The sequence below is a fragment of the Anabaenopsis sp. FSS-46 genome, assembly GCF_029891665.1.
GTDB classification, from domain to species: Bacteria; Cyanobacteriota; Cyanobacteriia; order Cyanobacteriales; family Nostocaceae; genus Anabaenopsis; species Anabaenopsis arnoldii.
Genome location: NZ_JANQDG010000063.1, coordinates 1 through 22,634 on the forward strand (window position 1 = coordinate 1; position 22,634 = coordinate 22,634).

Annotated in this window: 12 protein-coding genes, 1 pseudogene and 1 other annotated feature; of the genes and pseudogenes, 6 read left to right on the forward strand and 7 right to left on the reverse strand. The window is 44.9% G+C overall.

Going from position 1 to position 22,634, the window contains the following annotated elements; all coding sequences use genetic code 11:
• Positions 1 to 313: 313 nt before the first annotated feature.
• A complete protein-coding gene (locus tag NWP21_RS06595) occupies positions 314 to 2,365 on the reverse strand; it encodes a chromosome segregation ATPase (protein ID WP_280792078.1) in 2,052 nt (683 codons plus the stop codon).
• Between the two features lie 150 nt (positions 2,366 to 2,515).
• Entirely contained in the window at positions 2,516 to 3,421 is a 906-nt protein-coding gene (hslO, locus tag NWP21_RS06600) for an Hsp33 family molecular chaperone HslO (RefSeq protein ID WP_280792079.1), read from the reverse strand.
• A 158-nt stretch (positions 3,422 to 3,579) separates the two neighbouring features.
• Between hslO and NWP21_RS06605 the strand changes: the two genes are divergently transcribed.
• Positions 3,580 to 3,957: a hypothetical protein gene (locus NWP21_RS06605; protein ID WP_271734655.1), complete on the forward strand. Its 378-nt coding sequence runs from the start codon at positions 3,580 to 3,582 to the stop codon at positions 3,955 to 3,957.
• Between the two features lie 105 nt (positions 3,958 to 4,062).
• On the opposite strand, the gene NWP21_RS06610 is transcribed toward NWP21_RS06605, so the two are convergent.
• Positions 4,063 to 4,488 carry a universal stress protein gene (locus NWP21_RS06610; RefSeq protein ID WP_280792080.1) on the reverse strand — a complete coding sequence of 142 codons (426 nt, stop codon included), beginning with the start codon at positions 4,486 to 4,488 and terminating at the stop codon, positions 4,063 to 4,065.
• 161 nt (positions 4,489 to 4,649) lie between these two features.
• Positions 4,650 to 5,951: a histidinol dehydrogenase gene (gene hisD, locus NWP21_RS06615; protein ID WP_280792125.1), complete on the reverse strand. Its 1,302-nt coding sequence runs from the start codon at positions 5,949 to 5,951 to the stop codon at positions 4,650 to 4,652.
• 566 nt (positions 5,952 to 6,517) lie between these two features.
• Between hisD and rpsT the strand changes: the two genes are divergently transcribed.
• The 5 genes and pseudogenes from rpsT (at position 6,518) to NWP21_RS06640 (ending at position 20,315) form a co-directional block, all read left to right on the forward strand.
• Positions 6,518 to 6,817 carry a 30S ribosomal protein S20 gene (gene rpsT, locus NWP21_RS06620; protein WP_271734652.1) on the forward strand — a complete coding sequence of 100 codons (300 nt, stop codon included), beginning with the start codon at positions 6,518 to 6,520 and terminating at the stop codon, positions 6,815 to 6,817.
• A 126-nt stretch (positions 6,818 to 6,943) separates the two neighbouring features.
• Entirely contained in the window at positions 6,944 to 7,813 is an 870-nt protein-coding gene (locus tag NWP21_RS06625; RefSeq protein WP_280792081.1) for a TatD family hydrolase, read from the forward strand.
• Positions 7,814 to 8,585: 772 nt separating this feature from the next.
• Positions 8,586 to 11,882 carry a DNA-directed RNA polymerase subunit beta gene (gene rpoB / locus NWP21_RS06630; RefSeq protein ID WP_280792082.1) on the forward strand — a complete coding sequence of 1,099 codons (3,297 nt, stop codon included), beginning with the start codon at positions 8,586 to 8,588 and terminating at the stop codon, positions 11,880 to 11,882.
• A gap of 110 nt (positions 11,883 to 11,992) precedes the next feature.
• A pseudogene (locus NWP21_RS06635) lies at positions 11,993 to 18,025 on the forward strand (DNA-directed RNA polymerase subunit beta'').
• Positions 18,026 to 18,632: 607 nt separating this feature from the next.
• Positions 18,633 to 20,315 carry a serine/threonine-protein kinase gene (locus NWP21_RS06640; protein WP_280792083.1) on the forward strand — a complete coding sequence of 561 codons (1,683 nt, stop codon included), beginning with the start codon at positions 18,633 to 18,635 and terminating at the stop codon, positions 20,313 to 20,315.
• A 68-nt stretch (positions 20,316 to 20,383) separates the two neighbouring features.
• Here the strand turns inward: NWP21_RS06640 and rplL are convergent, their stop codons facing one another.
• From rplL to rplA, 3 genes are all read right to left on the reverse strand, one after another.
• A complete protein-coding gene (gene rplL / locus NWP21_RS06645; RefSeq protein ID WP_271731718.1) occupies positions 20,384 to 20,773 on the reverse strand; it encodes a 50S ribosomal protein L7/L12 in 390 nt (129 codons plus the stop codon).
• Between the two features lie 98 nt (positions 20,774 to 20,871).
• Positions 20,872 to 21,423, reverse strand: a complete 552-nt coding sequence (rplJ, locus tag NWP21_RS06650) for a 50S ribosomal protein L10 (RefSeq protein ID WP_271731719.1) — start codon at positions 21,421 to 21,423, stop codon at positions 20,872 to 20,874.
• Positions 21,424 to 21,641: 218 nt separating this feature from the next.
• Positions 21,642 to 21,811, reverse strand: a sequence feature (ribosomal protein L10 leader region).
• A gap of 79 nt (positions 21,812 to 21,890) precedes the next feature.
• Positions 21,891 to 22,607 carry a 50S ribosomal protein L1 gene (gene rplA, locus NWP21_RS06655; protein ID WP_271731720.1) on the reverse strand — a complete coding sequence of 239 codons (717 nt, stop codon included), beginning with the start codon at positions 22,605 to 22,607 and terminating at the stop codon, positions 21,891 to 21,893.
• Positions 22,608 to 22,634: the final 27 nt, after the last annotated feature.

The following is a 22,634-nucleotide window of genomic DNA, read 5'->3' on the forward strand; positions in this document are numbered from 1 at the left end:
CAAGGCTATCCATTACCCGGATCTTTCTTAACATTCGTGAGAGCGATCGCTCGCAAACCCCCAAACCTTAATCCTCCGTTGATGATTATCAATAAAATAAGGTTTTTATCAATAAGAATAAGGTACATTTTGTCAAGAGTATGGAAATTTTCAAGCGTTGAAACCGTTGCCACATAAATGTTTCAAGATTGTTAAGAAAAATGTGGGTAATGAATAGCATCACAAGGGGAGGGCTGGGGTCGGTTTATGTTACAATCACCTACAATCCGTGACCAGAAGGTTGCAAAAAACCTAAGAAAATCAGATATCCAGATTAAAAACTACTTTCAACAATCGGAACTATAGGCTCAAATGGTGGAGGCTCAGGATTAAGTAACTGCTCCCAATTCTTAATTTGCTGCTGCGCTGTATTATAAGCAGAACTACCTCGGGGAATTAACTTCGCCGTCTCAATCGCCCTGGCAAGATTAGAATTACTCTGAGAATTAGCAATGCTTAATAACTGCTGACTCCATTGGTTAACGGCAAAATTCACATCCATGCGTAAAGTGCTACTTCTGGGAACACGATTCGCTATGGCGATCGCTTGAGATAAGGCTTCTGGCGTACCGCCACCTGCTACCTGTTGCGCCCTAGCCCAGTTTTCTCTAGCACGGATTTGTCCTTGCCAATTACGTATATTGTTTCTAGCTTCCCCAGAAAGCGATCGCCCCGATGATGCAATCGGTTGTATTGTATTAATAGCAGCAGTAAAATTACCACCTTGGGCTAACATTCTGGCTCTATCTAAATATGGCTGATCTTGTGTGCGCTCAATGGTATCTGTCCACTGCCTAATTCTGCTCTGTGCCTCAGAATACAAGGCCCGACCCTCACGGATTTGTCTAGCTTCAGATATTGCGGCTTGCAAAGCATTAATATCATTTGAAGGCCATGCTAATTGTTGAGCCCGTTCTAAAATCGGTCTATCTTCAATAGTCTGAACTTGGTCACGCCAACGGTTAATCTCCGTCCTCGCTTCCGCAGCCCGGGGACTATTACCAGAAACTAACTGCGCTTCAGCAATAGCGGCTGTCAAGTCTTCGATTGTCCCTGGACTAGCAAGTGTCCTGGCTCTTTCCAAACGTGCCACATCTTCAATTTCCACTTGCCAACTAGCAATTAACCCCTGTGCTTCACCATAAATTGCTCTGGAAGCATCAACTTGTTGCGCCTCAAAGATTGCTGTTTCTAAACCAGACACAGTACCAATCCATGCATTCCTTTTGGCCTCAGTTAAAGTAATAAAGTCTTTCACTTCTACCTGCAATTGGGCATTATCTGGGATTTGTCTGGCAATATCTATAGCTTTTCCCGCATCCCTCCTATCCAGGCTTGCTTGTGCCAAATCCAGCATTTTTCGCCCAATTTCAGGAATCAACTCTTGTGCTTGTTGATAAAGGTAGCTTTCCGGACTGAGGGACTCAGAAAGTTCAATCGCTTTTAATAAGTTATCTGAAACTCTGGTATTTGCTAAACGTTCCGCATTTGCTAACTTATCAGCATCTTCCCTTGTTGATGTAATTAATTTATCTAATTGATTATACTTAACGCCAGACCAGTACTCATTATCTACACCCATTAATTGAGCGGCTAGGATAGATGCTGATTGCCAACGCTGTTTTTTTAGTTCCTCTTCAGTCTGCTTATATATGTCTTCCGCCTGAGACCAAATTAACTCCCATTTACTAACTTGTTCATCTACTAATTTATAAGCTGCCAAATGTTTAGGTATCTGACGGACAGTAGCTATGGCATCCTCTAAATTACCTGACTGAAAACTCTCGTCTGCAATCCGTAAAATGTCTTTCGACCATTCGGCAACAAAACGGTTAACTTCTCCCGCCAATGGGTGATCCTCTGATATTTTACTCACCAAAGCGATCGCTCGCAGTAAATCATCCACATTTTGCCCAGCAGCTAACTTCTGAGCGCAGTATAACCTCACTGAAGCGCTGACAAAAGGTCGAGAAATTGCAGTACAAGTGGGACTACTTGGTAGTTTCAGCAACACTGTCATTGCTACGAACCCGATACTACCAGGTATCAATGTTAATATTAATCCCCACAAAAACCAGTTTTTCATCCAGCCGGGGGATTTCCCAGACTTTTGACCGGGTACACTAGTTGCGGCTGACTGCTGATGTAAAGGTAATTCGTAACTGTCTTGTTGTTGTCGATTCACTGACTTAGAGGTTGAACCATTAGCCTGCACACCAAATGCTTGAGTTTTAGCGAATTGTGGCATTGGGGATAACCCTATCATATCATCTGGCTCTCCTGCTTTAGATGGAGGCCAATTTTCTAGAATATCCCGCTGTGTCATCTCTCACACCAAAGTAGTTGAATAGTTAACTGTTCTATGCTGATATGATGCCGTCATAGTAACTCGTTGATAATTCCAAAGGTACCTGATTCAATATTCTCCGACTACAGATACCATGAAAATTATCATCTTTTTGTATTATTATAGACTTTAGCCAGAAACCGAAGATTCTGTTTCCAAATCAACAATTAATTTAGCTAGCTGATTGCTACTTGCTTGATAAACCTCGCCGCAAAACTCACAAGTTGCTTCTGCACCATTATCTTTAATTATCATATCTTGTAATTCCTCCGCTCCCAGCATTTTTAATGCTCCTAGTACGCGGTCAAAAGAACAACCACAGTGGAAGCGCAACATTTGACGTTCCGGAAATATTGACAGACCCATGTCTCCGAGTAAGTCATCAAAAATTTCTGGTAAAGTCTTACCAGCTTGTAATAATGGGGTAAATCCGGATAAACTAGATACACGAGACTCCAATGTTTCTACTAGGGCTTCATCTCTAGCAGCCTTCGGTAAAACTTGCACTAGCAATCCCCCAGCAGCAGTTACACCACTTGCTCCTACAAACACCCCTAAAACTAAGGCTGAAGGTGTTTGTTCAGAATTAACTAAGTAATGCGCCACATCATCCCCTATTTCCCCCGATACCAGCTCTACGGTACTAGAGTAAGGGTAGCCATAACCAATATCTCGCACTACATAGAGATAGCCCTTACCCACTGCACCACCAACATCCAACTTACCTTTTTCATTAGGAGGCAATTCTACAGATGGGTTGGCCACATAGCCCCGTACTGTTCCATCTAAACCAGCATCTACAAGGATACCACCCAGAGGACCATCGCTCTTGATGCGGACATTCACTCTAGAACCAGGTCGCTTCATACTAGAAGCCATCAACAAGCCACCCGCCATAGTCCGCCCTAGTGCTGCTGTTGCCACATAGGACAGCCCATGACGTTGCCGTGCTTCTTCTGTTAAACGATTAGTAATAACACCTACAGCACGAATACCACCATCGGCAGCTGTGGCACGAATTAATTGATCAGCCATGAAAAACCTTACGTTTCTTAATAAGCCTACATTCTCTATTTTAAGTAGAAAACGACTCTCTGATTACGCCCCGTCCCATGCAGAATATGATTGTATTTGCAATACTAGAACTACAGTGCACCGAAATTCGGACTTAAACCTTAAATAATTATTAAGAAATGCTTGGTAATTTTCAAAAAAGTCAACTAAGAATAGAAATCACAGCCTCCGCCAGTGCAATTCGTAATAGTTTGCAACACCCCGATAAACTAGCCCAATGGCTGGTAGGACAAACTTTTACCCCAGGAATGCCAGAAGAACTGCACACTGGCTTTCAGTTTACAACCTGGACTGGCCCAATTGCAATTCATCATCAAGTAGATGTGGCGAAACCTAATTGTTTGCGGTTGCTACTTAGTGGAGGTATTGATGGCTTTCATGAATGGTACTGGGGAGAAGGTTGGGTTCAGTCCCGCTTGGAAGGGGTTTCAATTCTTCCTTTAAATCTAGGTCATACCCTAAGTTTGTTAAGTTTGCGGCAGTTTTTAGTCAATTAATTAATGCGAAAGAGGCCTTTAATCGCTTTTACACAAAAGCCCGTGATTAATCGCCTCCAGGAAAAACTGATCCTTAAATTTTACCCCATGTTCCTTAACTGCTTGTCAGGTTGGTTTCACCACGAACACCGAACAATTAGCCTCCTCCACTACTTGAGTGCTCACAGAACCCAAAACAATTCGCTTCATCCCAGTTAACCCGCGACTACCAATGATAATTAGATCCGCCTTGTAAATGTTAGCAAGACGAATAATTTCTTCGGCAGGATCTCCTGTTACCAATTCTAATTCACTCTTAAATGTTAATTTTTCCTTATAATTTAACAGTAGTTTTTCAATATGGAAATCAGGCAGGTTGGAAGATTCTCGATGATCGCTATCTGTGGATAGTTGCATCTTTGACTCTGGCGTGGGAAATACATGACACAGAATGACCTTGGTATCACAGGAAAACACCAAGTCATTTAAACTGTCAATGACTCGTTCTGCAATTTCCGATCCGTCAAGAGCTACCAAAACATTTTTTAGCACCACTGATCTCCTCAAAGGTATAACCCTTTAATATAATTCCCTGATACAAGTTATTGTCACTTATAACCCTGCTCTATTGTGGCTACTGAGTGACAATCTTCTATTGTGCCTCCACTGAGTAAGTTTTTACAATAGATTATCCAAAAAATCAACATTGATAATTACTCTTGCTGCTGAATTCTCCGTCGCACTGAATCTCTATGAGATGGTAGTCCTTCCATTGTTGCTAAAGCGTCAATTGCCCCAGCTACCTTTTCCAGTGCTGTCTGTGAGTATTGAATAATACTGGAATGTTTAAGAAAGGTTTCTACTCCTAAAGGTGAAGCATAACGAGCAGCACCGGAAGTTGGCAATATATGGTTAGGCCCGGCCAAATAGTCTCCTAGGGCTTCTGGTGTTGAGTCCCCTAAGAATATTGCCCCAGCGTGGCGAATATCCGCAAGTAATCCCCAGGGATCTTGAACTTGTAATTCTAGGTGTTCTGGGGCGAATTCATTAGAAAATGCTGCTGCTGCCGATAAGGATTCTACAACTACAATTAAACCATAGTGGGCGATCGCCTTCTCCGTGTCTATCCGTCGTGGATGATCTACTAACTGTCTTTCCACCGCTACTTGTACGTTTTTGGCTAAAGCTGTATCTGTGGTCAACAAAATCGCCGCCGCCATTGGGTCATGTTCTGCTTGGGCTAACAAGTCCACCGCCACATTTACAGGATTTGCTGTTTCATCGGCAATAATTAAAACTTCACTCGGACCGGCTAGGGAATCAATGCCGACAGTGCCGTAAACTAGTTTTTTCGCTAAGGTGACATATATATTGCCCGGACCGGTAATTACGTTCACTTTCGGAATCGTATCTGTACCATAGGCTAAAGCCGCGATCGCTTGTGCCCCTCCCACACGATAAATTTCTCTTATCCCCGCTTCTTGTGCGGCCACCAAAACAGCCGGGTTAATTGCTTTTCTGTTACCCTGTGGTGTTACCATTACTACACGCGGTACACCAGCCACTTTAGCTGGAATAGCATTCATAAGCACAGTACTCGGATAAGCTGCGCGACCGCCAGGAACATATAAACCAGCACAGTCTACAGGAGTATAGCGTTTGCCCAGCACGACATCATCATCACCAAAGTGTACCCAACTTTTCGGCACACGCTGCCGGTGAAATGCTTCAATCTTGCAGCTAGCCAACTGAATCGCCTGGAGTAGCTCCCGCGATACTTGTTGGTAGGCTGCATCCATTTCCGAGCCAGTAACACGCAACTCCTCTGGTTTCAGGGTTTGGTTATCGAATTCAGCTGTATAATGCAAAACAGCTTTGTCGCCTTGGCGCTTCACTGCTTGCAGTACTTCGCGCACAGTTGCTTCTTTGTGAAGCACGTGTTCATCGTGAGTACGGTTGCAGATACGTTGCAGTTCTGATACAACATCTGCCTGCTGAGTAATGATTCGCAGCATGGAGTAAGGATAATGCCAAAATTTAGGATATTCCCGCCTGAGAATTAGTCTTAACTCTTCAACCATGAGGTTATCGAGATCGTCCTAACTCTCTTCTATAGCTTAACCTGGATTTTTTTTAATACTTCCAAGGCTACCAACAGTAGTTTTCACTTAAAGTCTAAGCCTAGCTTACTGGCTACTTTTCACCTGAAAAGACCACGGTGGTTTTAACCACTAAGTCGCTTCCCTCTCAGGGCTAAAGCCGCTGAGTTTCCCGCTTATCGCGATATTTTTATGGGTACCTTATCTTAACGCATTTTAGCCAATGAGTACACGCCAACGGTAAAGTTGTCAAGGATACTTTAATTGATCATGAGGCTTTGTGGAGTAACGCCGCAGACCACACTACCCCCGTCTGTTCCATAGTCGTAATCCTACTTGCCACTCTCTACTGCCCATAGCGATAGCGTGGCGTTAGCCATAGAAAAAGTTTTTTTTGATAAATTCCGACATTGGCAGTATGAGTGCTATATTAGTAAGTCTAGTAGTGTGTGTACATATTAATAGTATTTCTGGAATTGACCGTGGCGAATACAAAATCTGCTCTTAAACGCGCCCAAATCGCAGAACGCAATCGTCTGCGGAACAAAGCTTACAAATCAGCAGTAAAAACGCTGATGAAAAAATACTTTAGCGCTGTAGATGTCTATGCAGCTAATCCTAACTCAGATTTAGAGAAAGAGGTACAGGTGCGGCTGTCTGCGGCTGTCAGCAAAATTGACAAAGCGGTCAAGCGCGGTGTTCTACATCCGAACAATGGCGCTAGAAAAAAATCAAGACTGGCTCGGAAACTCAAGCCACTCACCCCAGCATCTGCTGAGTAGTTCAAGTGTATGGCTTACGCCACGCTACTCTATCAGTAATCAGTTACTCTGACTGATTACTGGTCAGGGAATCATAAAAACCGATCTAGCATCAGGGTAGCCCTTGGCGTTGCGACATAAGAACTCATGAGCAAAAAGGACAATGCAAGCCTCCCGCCCACGGGTGGTCTAATTTTGATTGATACTCACGTCCATCTGAATTTTGATACATTCAAGGGGGATTTAGCAAGAGTGCGATCGCGATGGCAAGAAGCAGGTGTAGTGCGTTTAGTACATTCGTGCGTCGAACCGTCAGAATTTTCGGGGATCAAATCCTTAGCGCACCAGTTACCGGAACTCAGCTTCTCCGTTGGTTTACATCCTTTGGATGTTGACAAGTGGGGGAGCGATACAGCCGTGCAAATCAAATCTTTGGCTAGTTCTGAAGCGAAGGTGGTAGCCATTGGGGAGATGGGTATGGATCTCTATAAGGCAGATAACTACGCAGCACAGCGCATAGTGTTTGAAGCACAATTGGCGATCGCTAGCCAACTCAATTTACCGGTGATTATCCATTGTCGTAATGCCGCGCGGGAAGTGAGGGAAATATTGCTACAGTGGCGGGAAAAGATGGGAGAAATCCCCAGAGGTGTCATGCATTGTTGGGGTGGAACACCAGAAGAAACTCAATGGTTTATGGACTTAGGTTTCTATATTAGCTTTAGCGGAACGGTAACATTCAAAAATGCCAAAGCCATACAAGCTTCAGCCGCGATCGTCAGAGGCGATCGCCTACTAGTGGAAACAGACTGCCCATTTTTGTCCCCTGTCCCTAAACGGGGTGAAAAGCGGAATGAGCCAGCCTATGTCCGTTATGTGGCGGAAAAGGTAGCCGATTTGCGTGGGGAGACTTTAGAAGCCATTGCTACTCAAACTACTGAAAATGCTTGTAAATTATTTGGATTAGTGGGTGTGACCGGGTTCCCAGATGTGAAACATAGATATCAACTACCATAAATGGGGATATTACTAAAGCCGCCCCTGGTGAAATTCCTCCCTTTTTGTGTGGGAGGCGGCTTTGATCAAGGTCTAACTCCGGCAGGACAAGGTTATGCTAAGATGAATCCCTTCAAAACTTGAATAAGCGATAATCAAAAAGGAAGGAATTACAAACTCTTAAGCTTGATTTTGTCATGTGATCAACTTGATCATCCCCCTGATCTCAACAAGCGGATGTTTTGATTTTATGACTGGTTTGGCAGTTTGACTTTCGCTGGTGACTTTGTTTAAAACTGCGCATGGAGCAATACTCAACCTATAGAAATTTGTTAAGGGTAAATCATGTCGCGTGTTATGGCGTGATCTGGGGTAGTCGATAGAAATGGAGCAAAACAGAGCAACAATGTGACACGTCAATTTTAACGAGGTGCTATGCTTTTTACCTGTTTATGAACAGACAAATGTAACTATAAATGGTGCGTTAATGTGATGAGGAAAGAGATGGGAAAATTCCCGGCTTTTTTATGATATCTAGTAGCTCTTCGTAAGTGATGTTAGCTCCTTTAATTTCTGGATTTTAGCGCAGCTGCTAGGGAGATAAGTGAGCCAATTTAGCTTTTGTCAAAAACTTTCTTTTTAGCTTAAATGGCAAGGTTTGTTTAGGTGTGGAAAAGGGAACAGGTCTTTCTAGAGGTGATAGATATAATGCGCTGAGTTGGGGAATGGGGAAAAACCAGACTTTTGCAGGGTCTAATAAACAATTTTAGGTAGATTGATTGAGGGTAGGGTTATGACTACAGATAAATATATGGAATCGGCTTTTTTATTACCGGATTTGATTGAAATCCAGCGATCAAGTTTCCGCTGGTTTTTAGAGGAGGGGCTGATAGAGGAATTAAATTCTTTTAGCCCAATTACGGATTACACGGGCAAATTAGAGTTACATTTTTTAGGACATAACTATAAACTGAAAGAGCCAAAGTACAGTGTTGAGGAGTCGAAACGACGTGATAGTACTTACGCTGTACAAATGTATGTGCCTACACGTTTATTGAATAAAGAAACCGGGGATATTAAGGAACAAGAGGTATTTATTGGCGATTTGCCTTTGATGACTGACCGTGGGACTTTTATTATTAATGGGGCTGAACGGGTCATTGTTAATCAAATAGTGCGATCGCCCGGAGTTTACTACAAGTCGGAAATAGACAAAAACGGACGACGTACTTATTCAGCCAGCTTAATCCCTAATCGGGGGGCTTGGCTAAAATTTGAAACTGACCGTAATGATTTAGTCTGGGTACGCATCGACAAAACCCGCAAGCTCTCAGCCCAAGTGCTATTAAAAGCCCTAGGCTTATCCGACAACGAAATATTTGACGCCCTGCGCCACCCGGAATATTTCCAAAAAACTATTGAGAAGGAAGGTCAATTTTCCGAAGAAGAAGCCCTAATGGAATTGTACCGGAAATTACGCCCCGGTGAACCACCCACAGTACTAGGGGGACAACAGCTGTTAGATTCCCGCTTTTTCGATGCCAAACGTTACGACCTTGGTCGCGTGGGTCGGTATAAACTCAATAAAAAATTAAGGTTGTCTGTTCCTGACACTACCCGCGTCTTAACCCCTGTGGATATTCTAGCATCTGTAGACTATCTAATTAATCTAGAATATGACATTGGGAATATCGACGATATCGACCACCTAGGTAATCGTCGGGTTAGAAGTGTGGGTGAACTACTACAAAACCAAGTACGAGTGGGGTTAAACCGCCTAGAGCGGATTATTCGGGAACGGATGACAGTATCTGATGCAGAAGTTTTAACTCCAGCATCATTGGTTAATCCTAAACCATTAGTAGCAGCAATCAAAGAATTTTTTGGCTCCAGTCAATTAAGCCAGTTTATGGATCAAACAAATCCTTTAGCGGAACTGACCCACAAACGCCGCTTAAGCGCACTTGGTCCGGGAGGTTTAACACGCGAACGGGCTGGGTTTGCAGTGCGAGACATTCACCCTTCCCACTATGGCAGAATTTGCCCCATTGAAACACCAGAAGGACCAAACGCGGGGTTAATCGGTTCATTAGCAACACATGCACGGGTTAACCAATATGGATTTTTAGAAACTCCTTTTAGACCCGTAGAAAATGGTCGGGTACGCTTTGATTTACCGCCAGTTTACATGACAGCAGATGAAGAGGACGACCTGCGGACTGCCACCGGCGATATACCTTTAGATGAAAATGGCTACATTAAAGGACCCTCTGTACCTGTGCGCTACCGCCAAGACTGGGCAACCACAACCCCAGAACAAGTGGATTATGTAGCAGTTTCCCCAGTACAAATTGTTTCAGTAGCCACAAGCATGATTCCATTTTTGGAACATGATGACGCCAACCGCGCTCTTATGGGTTCCAATATGCAACGCCAAGCTGTACCGCTGTTAAAGCCGGAGCGTCCTTTGGTGGGTACTGGTTTAGAAGCTCAAGGTGCAAGGGATTCGGGGATGGTGATTGTTTCCCGCACCGATGGAGAAGTTACCTATGTGGATGCTACGGAAATTCGGGTTAAGCCTTTCAATGACTCTCCAGAAATTAAGTATCGCCTGTCTAAATACCAAAGGTCTAATCAGGATACTTGTTTAAATCAAAAACCTCTGGTTAGGATTGGCGAGCGGGTGATCGCCGGTCAAGTGCTTGCGGATGGCTCTTCTACCGAAGGTGGGGAGTTAGCGTTGGGTCAAAATATCATTGTCGCTTATATGCCCTGGGAGGGTTATAACTACGAGGATGCGATTTTGATTTCGGAGCGATTAGTGCAGGATGATGTTTATACTTCGATTCATATTGAGAAATATGAAATTGAGGCCAGACAAACTAAACTAGGACCTGAAGAAATCACTAGAGAAATTCCCAACGTGGGGGAAGATGCTCTACGCCAACTAGATGAGCAGGGAATTATTCGGGTTGGTGCTTGGGTCGAATCCGGAGATATACTAGTTGGAAAGGTTACACCAAAGGGAGAGTCTGACCAACCACCGGAAGAGAAGCTTTTACGGGCTATTTTTGGCGAGAAAGCGCGAGACGTGCGGGATAATTCCCTACGGGTTCCCAATGGAGAAAAAGGACGCGTAGTTGATGTTCGTTTATTTACTAGGGAACAAGGTGATGAGCTACCCCCCGGGGCTAATATGGTCGTGCGGGTGTATGTAGCCCAGAAGCGTAAAATTCAGGTGGGAGATAAAATGGCGGGTCGCCATGGAAACAAGGGGATTATTTCCCGGATTTTACCCGTCGAAGATATGCCCTATTTGGCTGATGGATCTACCGTGGATATTGTCCTTAATCCATTAGGTGTACCTAGCCGGATGAATGTTGGTCAGGTGTTTGAGTGTATGTTGGGCTGGGCAGCCCACACCATGGGAGTGAGGTTTAAAATTACACCTTTTGATGAGATGTATGGTGAAGAGACCTCCCGGACTTTGGTACATGGGAAGTTACAGGAGGCAAGGGATGAAACGGGTAAAGACTGGGTGTATAACCCTGATAACCCGGGTAAGATTATGGTGTTTGATGGTCGGACTGGAGAGGCTTTTGACCGACCGATTACAGTAGGGGTGGCTTATATTCTCAAGCTAGTACATTTAGTCGATGATAAAATTCACGCCCGCTCCACAGGTCCATATTCTTTGGTAACTCAGCAACCCTTGGGGGGTAAAGCTCAACAGGGAGGGCAAAGATTTGGAGAGATGGAGGTTTGGGCGTTGGAGGCTTTCGGAGCAGCTTATACCTTGCAGGAGTTGCTGACAGTCAAGTCTGATGATATGCAGGGACGGAATGAGGCCTTGAATGCGATCGTTAAGGGTAAGTCAATTCCTCGACCTGGAACGCCGGAATCATTCAAGGTTTTGATGAGAGAGTTGCAGTCTTTAGGTTTAGATATTGCTGTCCATAAAGTTGAGACCCAATCTGACGGTAGTTCCTTGGATGTGGAGGTGGATTTAATGGCGGATCAATCTGTCCGACGTGCTCCTTCGCGTCCTACTTATGAGTCTCTAAGTCGTGATTCTTTGGAGGAAGACTAAAAAAACTTGTACACATGACCGTTGACGGTTGACCGTTGACGGTATTTTTCAGTTAACGGTCAACTGTTAACTGTGAAGGCGTTTAAGGATTTATTCATGACTAAGGAAATATGAGAACAATACAGTCAAATCAGTTTGATTATGTCAAAATCGGTTTAGCATCACCCGAACGTATTCGCCAGTGGGGTGAGCGAACCTTACCTAATGGTCAGTTGGTGGGGGAAGTCACTAAACCTGAGACTATTAATTACCGTACTCTCAAGCCGGAGATGGATGGCTTGTTCTGTGAGCGGATTTTTGGACCCGCCAAAGATTGGGAATGTCACTGTGGCAAATACAAACGAGTCCGTCACCGTGGTATTGTTTGTGAACGCTGCGGCGTGGAGGTAACGGAGTCGCGAGTACGTCGCCACCGCATGGGATATATAAAGCTAGCTGCCCCCGTCGCCCATGTTTGGTATCTCAAGGGTATTCCCAGTTATATTTCAATTCTGCTGGATATGCCTTTACGGGATGTAGAGCAGATTGTGTATTTCAATTCCTATGTGGTGCTTAGTCCTGGTAATGCGGAAACTTTAAGTTATAAGCAGTTGCTCAGTGAAGATCAGTGGTTAGAAATTGAAGACCAAATTTACAGCGAAGATTCGACACTGCAAGGGGTAGAAGTAGGTATTGGAGCAGAAGCCTTGCTGCGTTTATTAGCTGATATTAACTTAGAACAAGAAGCCGAAAACCTGCGGGAGGAAATTGCCGGGGCTAAGGGTCAGAAACGAGCTAAGTTGATTAAAAGACTGCGAGTCATTGATAATTTTATCGCCACTGGTTCTAAACCTGAGTGGATGGTTATGTCTGTGATTCCTGTGATTCCTCCAGATTTACGCCCAATGGTGCAGTTAGATGGGGGGAGGTTTGCTACTAGTGATCTCAATGATTTGTATCGCCGGGTGATTAATCGCAACAATCGGCTGGCGCGGTTGCAAGAGATTTTAGCCCCGGAGATTATTGTGAGGAATGAAAAGCGGATGCTGCAAGAAGCAGTGGATGCTTTAATTGACAATGGTCGGCGGGGTCGGACTGTGGTGGGGGCAAATAATCGCCCCCTCAAGTCGCTGTCTGACATTATTGAAGGTAAACAAGGGCGTTTCCGCCAAAATTTGTTGGGGAAGCGGGTTGATTATTCGGGACGTTCGGTAATTGTCGTCGGTCCGAAGTTGAATATTCACCAGTGCGGTTTACCCAGGGAAATGGCTATAGAACTATTTCAGCCTTTTGTGATTAATCGGTTAATCCGCAGTGGGATGGTGAATAATATTAAGGCTGCGAAAAAGTTGATTTCTCGTAACGACCCTAGTGTGTGGGATGTGCTAGAGGAGGTAATCGAGGGACACCCCGTAATGTTAAACCGGGCGCCTACCCTCCACCGTTTAGGTATTCAGGCTTTTGAGCCTGTTTTGGTCGAGGGTAGGGCGATTCAGTTACACCCCTTAGTTTGTCCGGCTTTTAATGCTGATTTTGATGGTGACCAAATGGCTGTGCATGTGCCTTTGTCTTTAGAAAGTCAGTCTGAAGCGCGGCTGTTGATGTTGGCTTCTAATAATATTTTATCTCCGGCTACGGGGAGACCGATTATTACTCCTAGTCAGGATATGGTGCTGGGGGCGTATTATTTAACTGCGGAAAACCCTCGGGCGACCAAGGGGGCGGGTAAGTATTATGCCTCTTTGGATGATGTGATTATGGCTTTCCATCAAGGGCAGGTTGATCTACACAGTTATATTTATGTCCGCTTTGATGGGGATGTGGAAACTGAGAAACCAGATGTGGAACCTCTGGAGGTGACGGAAAATGGTGATGGGACACGGACTGTGATGTATAAGTATCGCAGAGTCAGAGAGGATGCCCAAGGTAATTTAATCTCTCAATATGTCCGCACTACTCCGGGTCGTGTGATTTATAACAAGGCGATTCAGGAGGCTTTGGCAGTGTAAATTGTTGACTGTTGACTGTTGGGTGTTGGCTGTTGACTGTTGACTGTTGGGTGTTGAATTTTACAAGATAGGGAATTACTAATAATGACTAAGGAACAAGCTGTTTTTCGGAATCGGGTGGTTGATAAGGGTCAATTGAGAAAGTTAATTTCTTGGGCGTTTACCTATTATGGGACTGCGCGGACTGCGGTGATGGCGGATAAGTTGAAGGATTTGGGGTTCCGCTATGCGACTAAGGCAGGGGTGTCTATTAGTGTGGATGATTTGATGATTCCCCCAACTAAGCGATCGCTATTGGAAGCCGCAGAAGAGGAAATCCGGGCAACAGAGAACCGCTATCAACGGGGGGAAATAACAGAGGTGGAACGGTTCCAAAAGGTAATTGATACCTGGAACGGAACTAGTGAAGCCCTCAAGGATGAGGTAGTAGTGCACTTTAAAAGCACTGACCCTCTCAATTCTGTGTATATGATGGCTTTCTCAGGGGCGCGGGGAAATATTTCCCAGGTGCGCCAGTTGGTGGGTATGCGGGGTTTGATGGCTGACCCGCAGGGGGAAATTATTGATTTACCGATTAAGACCAATTTCCGGGAAGGTCTGACGGTAACTGAGTATATTATTTCTTCTTACGGTGCACGTAAGGGATTGGTAGATACAGCTTTACGGACGGCGGATTCTGGTTATCTGACCCGGCGGTTGGTAGATGTTTCCCAGGATGTAATTATTCGGGAAATTGACTGCGGTACTACCAGGGGTATTCCTTTACGTGCCATGACGGAGGGGGGTAAGATTTTGATTCCTCTGTCTCAACGGTTGCTAGGGCGGGTAATTGCTGAAGATGTGGTGCATCCTGAAACAAGAAAAGTAATTGCGCCCCGGAATACTCCGGTGTCGGATGAGTTGGCGGATAAAATCCATGAGGCTGGGGTGACTGAGGTGGTAGTGCGATCGCCTTTAACCTGTGAAGCTGCGCGTTCTGTGTGTCAACATTGTTACGGCTGGAGTTTAGCCCATGCCAAAATGGTAGACTTAGGGGAAGCTGTAGGCATTATTGCTGCCCAAAGTATTGGAGAACCAGGCACACAGTTAACAATGCGTACTTTCCACACCGGGGGTGTGTTCACCGGTGAAGTAGCGCAGCAGGTTCGTTCTAAGAGTGACGGTACTATCCGGTTCCCCCGGAAACTCCGCACCCGTACTTATCGCACGCGACATGGTGAAGATGCCTTATATGTTGAAGCTAATGGAGTCATTCATTTACACTCAGACCATGAAAGCCAAGTCGCCCAAGAAATCAATGTTACCCAAGGTTCTACCTTATACGTCCAGAATGGCCAGCAGGTAAAAATCGGTCAATTACTGGCGGAGGTGGCTCTAGGTGGAAGGACAACCCGCTTGAATACGGAAAAGGCGGTCAAAGATGTGGCTTCAGATTTGGCGGGTGAAGTGTTATTTGCAGAGGTTGTACCTGAACAAAAGACAGACCGCCAAGGAAACACAACTACGACGGCTGCCCGGGGTGGTTTAATTTGGGTATTATCTGGAGAGGTTTACAATTTACCACCGGGGGCGGAATTGGTGGTAAAAAATGGTGACCGAATTTCAGAAAACGGCGTTTTAGCAGAAACCAAGTTAACTACACAACATGGGGGTGTAGTACGGTTACCGGAAAATCTCCCAGGAAAGAATGCTAGGGAAATTGAAATCATCACAGCATCCGTCGTTTTAGACCAAGCTACGGTGACTGTGGAAAGTTCCCAAGGTCGGAACCACTATTTGATTACGACTAGTAATAACCAAGTTTTTAATTTACGGGCGACTCCGGGGACAAAAGTCCAAAATAGTCAAGTGGTAGCTGAACTAATTGATGACCGCTATCGTACAAATACGGGGGGTTTTCTAAAGTTCGCCGGTGTGGAGGTTCAGAAGAAAGGTAAAGCTAAACTGGGTTATGAGGTGGTTCAAGGGGGTACACTTTTGTGGATTCCGGAAGAAACTCATGAGGTGAATAAGGATATCTCCCTACTTTTAGTGGAAGATGGGCAATTTGTGGAGGCTGGTACTGAGGTTGTTAAGGATATTTTCTGTCAAACCAGCGGAGTGATAGAAATAACCCAGAAAAACGATATTCTCCGGGAGGTGGTGATTAAGCCGGGTGAGTTGCTGCTGATGGATGCGGGACTTACTACTGACGCTGGGGATTTGGAGGAAATTATGGGAGTGGATAATACTTTTGTCCAACCGGGTCAGGAGTTTCGCGGTGCTGTGGCGACTGAGTTACGCTACATTCAGTATGTGGAAACTCCGGAAGGTCCTGCTTTATTAAGCCGTCCGGTGATTGAGTTTCCAGTACCTAATCATCCAGATGTTCCTTCAACAACATCTATTAGCCAACAAACTGGGCGATCTATACAAATGCGGGCGGTACAGCGTTTGCCTTATAAGGATTCTGAACGTGTTAAGTCTGTGGATGGGGTGGAACTTTTACGGACTCAGTTGGTTTTGGAGATTGAGCAAGATGGGGAACAAGACCATGGTGGTTCTCCTTTGGCTGCTGACATTGAGTTGGTACAAGATGCGGAAAATCCAGCAGTGCAGCGTTTGCAGCTGGTGATTCTGGAGTCTTTGGTAGTGCGGCGGGATATAGCGGCGGATGCTACTCAAGGGAGTACAGAAACTAGTTTGGAGGTGGAGGATGGGGATTGCATTGCCCGTGGATCTGTGGTTGCGCGTACTAAGATTCTTGCTAAGGAGGGCGGAATTGTCCGGGGGGTGAGAGAAGACCTAGAGTCGGTGCGGCGCTGTTTGGTTCTACGTGATGTTGACCAGGTGGTGGTGAGCAGCTGTAGCCAACCTAAGGTTAAGATGGGTGACTTGTTGGTCGAAGGGGCGGAGCTAGCTCCGGGGGTGTTTGCGCAGGAGTCGGGGCAGGTTTGGTCTGTGGTTCAGAGGAAGACAACTGCTGCGACTGGTGAGGATTCGGCTCTGGCTGGGCAGGAATATGCTGTTTATATCCGGGTGGGTCGCCCTTACCGTGTGAGTCCGGGGGCTGTTTTGCAGGTGGAAGATGGGGATTTGGTGCAGCGGGGAGATAATTTGGTTTTGCTGGTGTTTGAACGGGCGAAGACTGGGGATATTATCCAAGGTTTGCCGCGGATTGAGGAGTTGCTGGAGGCCCGTAAGCCTAAGGAGGCTTGTATTTTAGCTCGGCGCTCTGGGGAGTTGCAGGTGGTTTATGGTGATGGGGATGAGGCGATCGCCGGTAGAGTAGTTGAGGCGAATGGGGTGGTGACTGAGTACCCCCTAGGACCAGGACAAAATTTAATGATTCCAGATGGAGGGGCTGTTACAGCTGGAGAACCACTGAGCGATGGACCTTCTAATCCCCATGAAATACTAGAGGTTTTCTTTAGTCTAGGTTCAGAGGAGGGTGTTTATGCTTGTGCTAGTCATGCTTTGCAAAAGGTACAGACTTTTTTAGTCAATGAAGTACAGATGGTGTATCAGTCCCAGGGGATTGATATTGCTGACAAGCACATTGAGGTAATTGTCCGCCAGATGACTAACAAGGTCAGAATTGATGATGGTGGGGATACTACGATGCTTCCTGGGGAGTTAGTGGAACTGCGACAAGTGGAGCAGGTGAACGAGGCGATGTCGATTACAGGGGGGGCGAAGGCACAATATACGCCTGTGCTGTTAGGGATTACTAAAGCTTCTTTAAATACGGATAGTTTTATTTCTGCAGCTTCGTTCCAAGAAACTACTAGGGTATTAACTGAGGCAGCTATTGAGGGTAAATCTGATTGGCTGCGGGGGTTGAAGGAGAATGTCATTATTGGGCGCTTGATTCCTGCGGGGACTGGTTATAACACTTACGAAGAGCCGGGGGCTTTAGATGAATATGGGACGCCGGAGAGTAGCAGTGTTTTAGATGAAGTGGATGACCCCCTGGATATGGTGTTAGATGACCGCACAGCACGCAATTATAACTTGGACATTTCTAGTTTAGGGGAGGGTACTTTTGGTGCTCGACGTGGTGAGAGGTCAATTTTAGATGAGGAGGATGATTTAATTGCGGATGACATGGTCAACGATTTAGTTGCTGACGATGATGAATATGAAGATGATATAGATGAGGATGAGGATTTTTAAAACTTTGCACTCTCAGCTTTAGTATCCGGGGGGTTAAACCCCACGCGCCAACTCCTCCCTTTGTAACTATCCATTACCCGGATCTTTCTTAACATTCGTGAGAGCGATCGCTCGCCAACCCCCAAACCTTAATCCTCCGTTGATGATTATCAATAAAATAAGGTTTTTATCAATAAGAATAAGGTACATTTTGTCAAGAGTAGGGAAATTTTCAAGCGTTGAAACCGTTGCCACATAAATGTTTCAAGATTGTTAAGAAAAATTTGGGTAATGAATAGCCTTGTAAGGGGAGGGAACTGGATTTGATTGTTTATTGTGTGTTCCCCATTCCCCATTCCCCGTTCCCTGTTCCCTGTTTCCTAAGATAAAAATGACCTGTTGAAAACTTATCAAATATCCGATAAGAGGATATTTGAAAAAAGATAATCCTGCATCAAAGATTTCTTTACACCACCCGGTTACCTGTATTTAAGAGCTAACTAGATTTTGTGGTTTCCCCCTTGAGCCGGCGGGATTAAGGGGGTAAAACAGGAAATGGGTGGTTTCATAGCCAGATTTCTATCCCATCTGATATACATTGGGAAGGAAAGATATTTTGTAAATATTTATGACAATAGCGCTACTCAATAATCGCTATCAAGTTATTCAAGTGTTGGGTGCTGGTGGATTTGGAGAAACTTCCTTAGCTGAAGATACCCATATGCCTTCTCGTCGTCGCTGTGTAATTAAGCAACTCAAACCCATAGTGAATAATCCCTACAATCATCAAATGATTACACAAAGGTTTGAGAGGGAAGCAGCAACTTTAGAAGTCCTGGGGAGGGGTAGCGACCAAATACCGGAACTCTATGCTTACTTTGGTGAGCATGGAGAATTTTACTTGGTGCAAGAATGGATTCAGGGACAAACTTTGATTGACATTGTGGAAAGTCAGGGTTGTCAAACTGAAAGCAATGTGCGGGAAATTCTTTTGAGTTTGCTATCGATACTAATTTATATTCACAGTCAAGGTATTATTCACCGGGATATCAAGCCAGATAATATTATCCTGCGGTCGAGGGATAACAAGCCAGTTTTAATTGATTTTGGAGCAGTTAAAGAAACCGTCCGTTCTGTGGCCAGTTCTCCCCATCAAGGGAGTCGTTCCATGGTAATTGGTACCCCTGGATATATGCCTACTGAACAAGCTATAGGACGACCTGTTTACGCCAGTGATATCTACAGCCTAGGCTTGACTGCGGTTTATTTATTGACTGGGAAACACCCATCAGAATTAGCAACACACCCCCAAACTGGGGAAGTTCTCTGGGTGGATTTAGCCCCCAACGTCTCGCCACATTTAGCACAGGTAATTAATCAGTCAATTCAGCCCCATGTGAGCGATCGCTATAGCACCGCTAGTAAAATGCTCTATGCTTTAAAATCTGCTAGTGATACCGCGCAACAGTCTTCTATGACTACCGCCACAGTACATATTAGTCCTAAAAAAATATTATTAACTCACCAAACCCAGGCAATATCTTCTTTGCCAACTATTCCTACCAGCATCTGGCAAAAACCTGTTTTAATTATTGCTAGTTTATTGTTGGGTAGCGTCATAGGTGGGGTGGCAATTTCTAGCCTTACCCGTGAACAACAACCTCAAGTATCTCTGACGACATCATCACCACCCAGACCATTTTCCGAATCAACTGACATCAATCCGACTTCTTTACCAAACTCCTTACCTAAGGAACCTGCTGACACAGCATCTACTCTGCAACCTCCTGTAGAGCCGGTAGTACCTGTACAATCACAGCCCCAAGTAACTGCCAGATTTAAACTCACTCCAGAAACCCCACCACCACCCCCACAGCAAAACCAAGATGGGGCTCCTAGCAACAGCAAAATTTCCAGAGTACCAGCATTTCCTACAGGAACTTCTCAACAGACTGTTAAAGCAGTTTTAGGTCAGCCCAGTAGAAATTCCAGAGGGTTATGGAATACTCGAGCCTTTGTTTATCGGTTAGAAGATAATGTTGATCTTGGTTATTTATTTGACCAGAAAACCGGAGTCTTGCGCCAAACTGAAGCAACTTTTCCCCAATCTATCAACTCAGAAGTAATGCAAAAAACATTACAGGGAATGCTCAATGGTAATGCCAATAGTGATATCAAGCAAGGACTGCAAAAAGTACGCGATCGACAAACTCAGCGATATTCTTTTAAGGTTGGGGAATTAAAAGGTGTAATTGAACGCAACCAGCAGGATAGGATTTACATTGGTGTTTGGGATGCTGATTTGCATTAAAAAAAAGCCTGCACAAGCAGGCTTTTTCTGAGAGTCCCTAAACTACAAGTTTTAGAAGACAGTCTTGATTACTTAACAGTTACCTTACCGCCGGCTTCTTCGATGCGCTTCTTAGCATCTTCAGCCGCATCCTTAGCAATGCCTTCTTTGACGGCTTTGGGTGCTGATTCCACCAGATCTTTTGCTTCTTTGAGACCTAAACCAGTCAATTCGCGGACAATCTTGAGTACAGCAATCTTCTTGTCAGCAGGAACGGAATCTAGTACCACATCAAACTCGGTTTTTTCTTCCACTGGTTCAGCAGCAACAGCAGCACCAGGAGCCATCATCATCATCCCGCCAGCAGGTGCAGCAGCACTCACGCCGAAGGCTTCTTCAATTTGCTTAACTAACTCAGATGCTTCCAGCAGAGTTAGAGTTTTCAATTGTTCGAGAATTTGATCAGTTGTAGCAGACATTGATATAACTCCTGTAATCTAAATTGTGTTTTTGCCTAGTGAATGAAGGCAAAATTTGGTTTAATGCAGCTTACGCCACGCTCCGCTATGGACGAATTTTATTCAGCCGCACTTTCAGCGCTGTCACCTTGGTCTTTGTCAGCCACAGCTTGCAACGCACGAGCCAAAGAACTGGGAACTTCGTTGATACCCACAGCCAGTTTGGTAGCCAATCCGTTGATAGCTCCGGCAATTTGTGCCATGAGTTGCTCCTTGGATGGCAAGTCTCCTAAAGCCTTGACATCAGCTTCCTTGAGCAGGCGACCTTCCATAACCCCGCCACGAAGTTCTGTCTTCTTGGTGGCTTTCTGAAAGTCTTGATAAGCCTTAATTGCGGATGAAAAATCTTCTTTAACCAACAAAAAGGCAGAAGAACCTTGAAGCAATCCCGAAAGTGGTTGCCAATTCTCGTCACCCTCAATGGCAATGCCCATAAAGGTGTTTTTTGTTACCTTACAAACAGCGCCACTTGGACGTAAGCGCCGCCTTAGGTCGGTAATCTGAGCAACTGTTAACCCCTGGTAATCAATTACCAGTGCCAAAGTTGACTCACTCAAAGTTTCTTTGAGATCAGCTACTATCTCTTTTTTATTTTCTAGCGTTCTACCCATGCTTAGTTTTACCTCCAAGGGCAAAATCTTAATTTTCGACTAAGTAAAACTTGTTTAAATCTACTTATGGAGACTAAACTCGGTTTTACCTCCTGCGGGTTTTTGTTCACAGGTGTGAATTCGAGAGCAGCCAATTCAAAAATGTTAATACCATTTCTTTGTGCGCCGAATTTCTTTGTTTCTTCCCGTCCGGGTATTTTTTGCTTTTACTATCAGCCAGTCAAAACAATTAACCCCAGCTATACTAGCCGGGGTTTGACAGGAAAACTCTTAATACCTCGATATCTACACCTTAATGGGTAGTAATTCGTGGTAATTAGAGCTTTAACCTCGGCAGGATATTTGAGCCAATGGCTCCTGCTGTCTCCGGCTTGGCTTATTTAGTTTTGGGAGGAGTACAGTCTTGACTCAGGTGGAGAAATGGATGATTTCAACTATCTTTTCTCTTCTCTAGTCTCTAATACCCTTTAAGCTACTTCAGCGACTTTTAAATCCCGTAGAGCATTGATATCGACTTTAATTGATGGCCCCATAGTGGAAGCTACATAAATTGTTCGCCAATAACGACCTTTAGCCCCCGAAGGACGGTTACGGTCGATAGTCTCTTGCAACGCCTTTAAGTTTACCAACAAATCTTCCGGCGAGAAAGACACCTTACCAAACATAACATGGACAATACCAGTTCGATCAGCTCGGAATTCTAATTTACCCGCTTTGAATTCTGCGATCGCACTTGCTAAGTCAAATGTTACCGTTCCCCCCTTAGGAGATGGCATCAAACCCCGCGGACCAAGTAACTTACCCAGTTTTGCCACCTGTGGCATCACATCTGGAGTAGCGATTAGTTTATCGAAATCCATCATACCTTGTTGAATTTCGTTAATCAGCTCATCAGAGCCGACTAGATCTGCACCAGCATTGCTAGCTTCTGCAACTTTTTCACCTCGAGTAATTACCGCCACCCGCACAGTTTGTCCAGTACCTTTGGGCAGTGTTACCGTTGTCCGCAGTTGTTGGTCTGTATACTTGGGGTCAATACCCAGGCGGATATGCGCTTCTGCTGCTTCAGGAAACTTAGCTGTTGCCGTTTCTTTGAGCAGACTCAAAGCTTCTAATGGCGCATACTCCCTATCTTCTACTTTTTCTAGCAGCGCCTGCAAACGGCGCGATATTTTTTTTCCCATTTTTATCTCCTGGGGTAATTTGCGAGA

Excerpts from the sequence above, each read along its gene's own strand:
- rplA (WP_271731720.1), bottom strand. The coding sequence starts at position 22,607 with ATGGGAAAAAAAATATCGCGCCGTTTGCAGGCGCTGCTAGAAAAAGTA.
- NWP21_RS06640 (WP_280792083.1), top strand. The coding sequence starts at position 18,633 with ATGACAATAGCGCTACTCAATAATCGCTATCAAGTTATTCAAGTGTTG.
- NWP21_RS06595 (WP_280792078.1), bottom strand. The coding sequence starts at position 2,365 with ATGACACAGCGGGATATTCTAGAAAATTGGCCTCCATCTAAAGCAGGA.
- NWP21_RS06625 (WP_280792081.1), top strand. The coding sequence starts at position 6,944 with ATGAGCAAAAAGGACAATGCAAGCCTCCCGCCCACGGGTGGTCTAATT.
- rplJ (WP_271731719.1), bottom strand. The coding sequence starts at position 21,423 with ATGGGTAGAACGCTAGAAAATAAAAAAGAGATAGTAGCTGATCTCAAA.
- NWP21_RS06605 (WP_271734655.1), top strand. The coding sequence starts at position 3,580 with ATGCTTGGTAATTTTCAAAAAAGTCAACTAAGAATAGAAATCACAGCC.
- rpoB (WP_280792082.1), top strand. The coding sequence starts at position 8,586 with ATGACTACAGATAAATATATGGAATCGGCTTTTTTATTACCGGATTTG.
- hslO (WP_280792079.1), bottom strand. The coding sequence starts at position 3,421 with ATGGCTGATCAATTAATTCGTGCCACAGCTGCCGATGGTGGTATTCGT.
- hisD (WP_280792125.1), bottom strand. The coding sequence starts at position 5,951 with ATGCTGCGAATCATTACTCAGCAGGCAGATGTTGTATCAGAACTGCAA.
- rplL (WP_271731718.1), bottom strand. The coding sequence starts at position 20,773 with ATGTCTGCTACAACTGATCAAATTCTCGAACAATTGAAAACTCTAACT.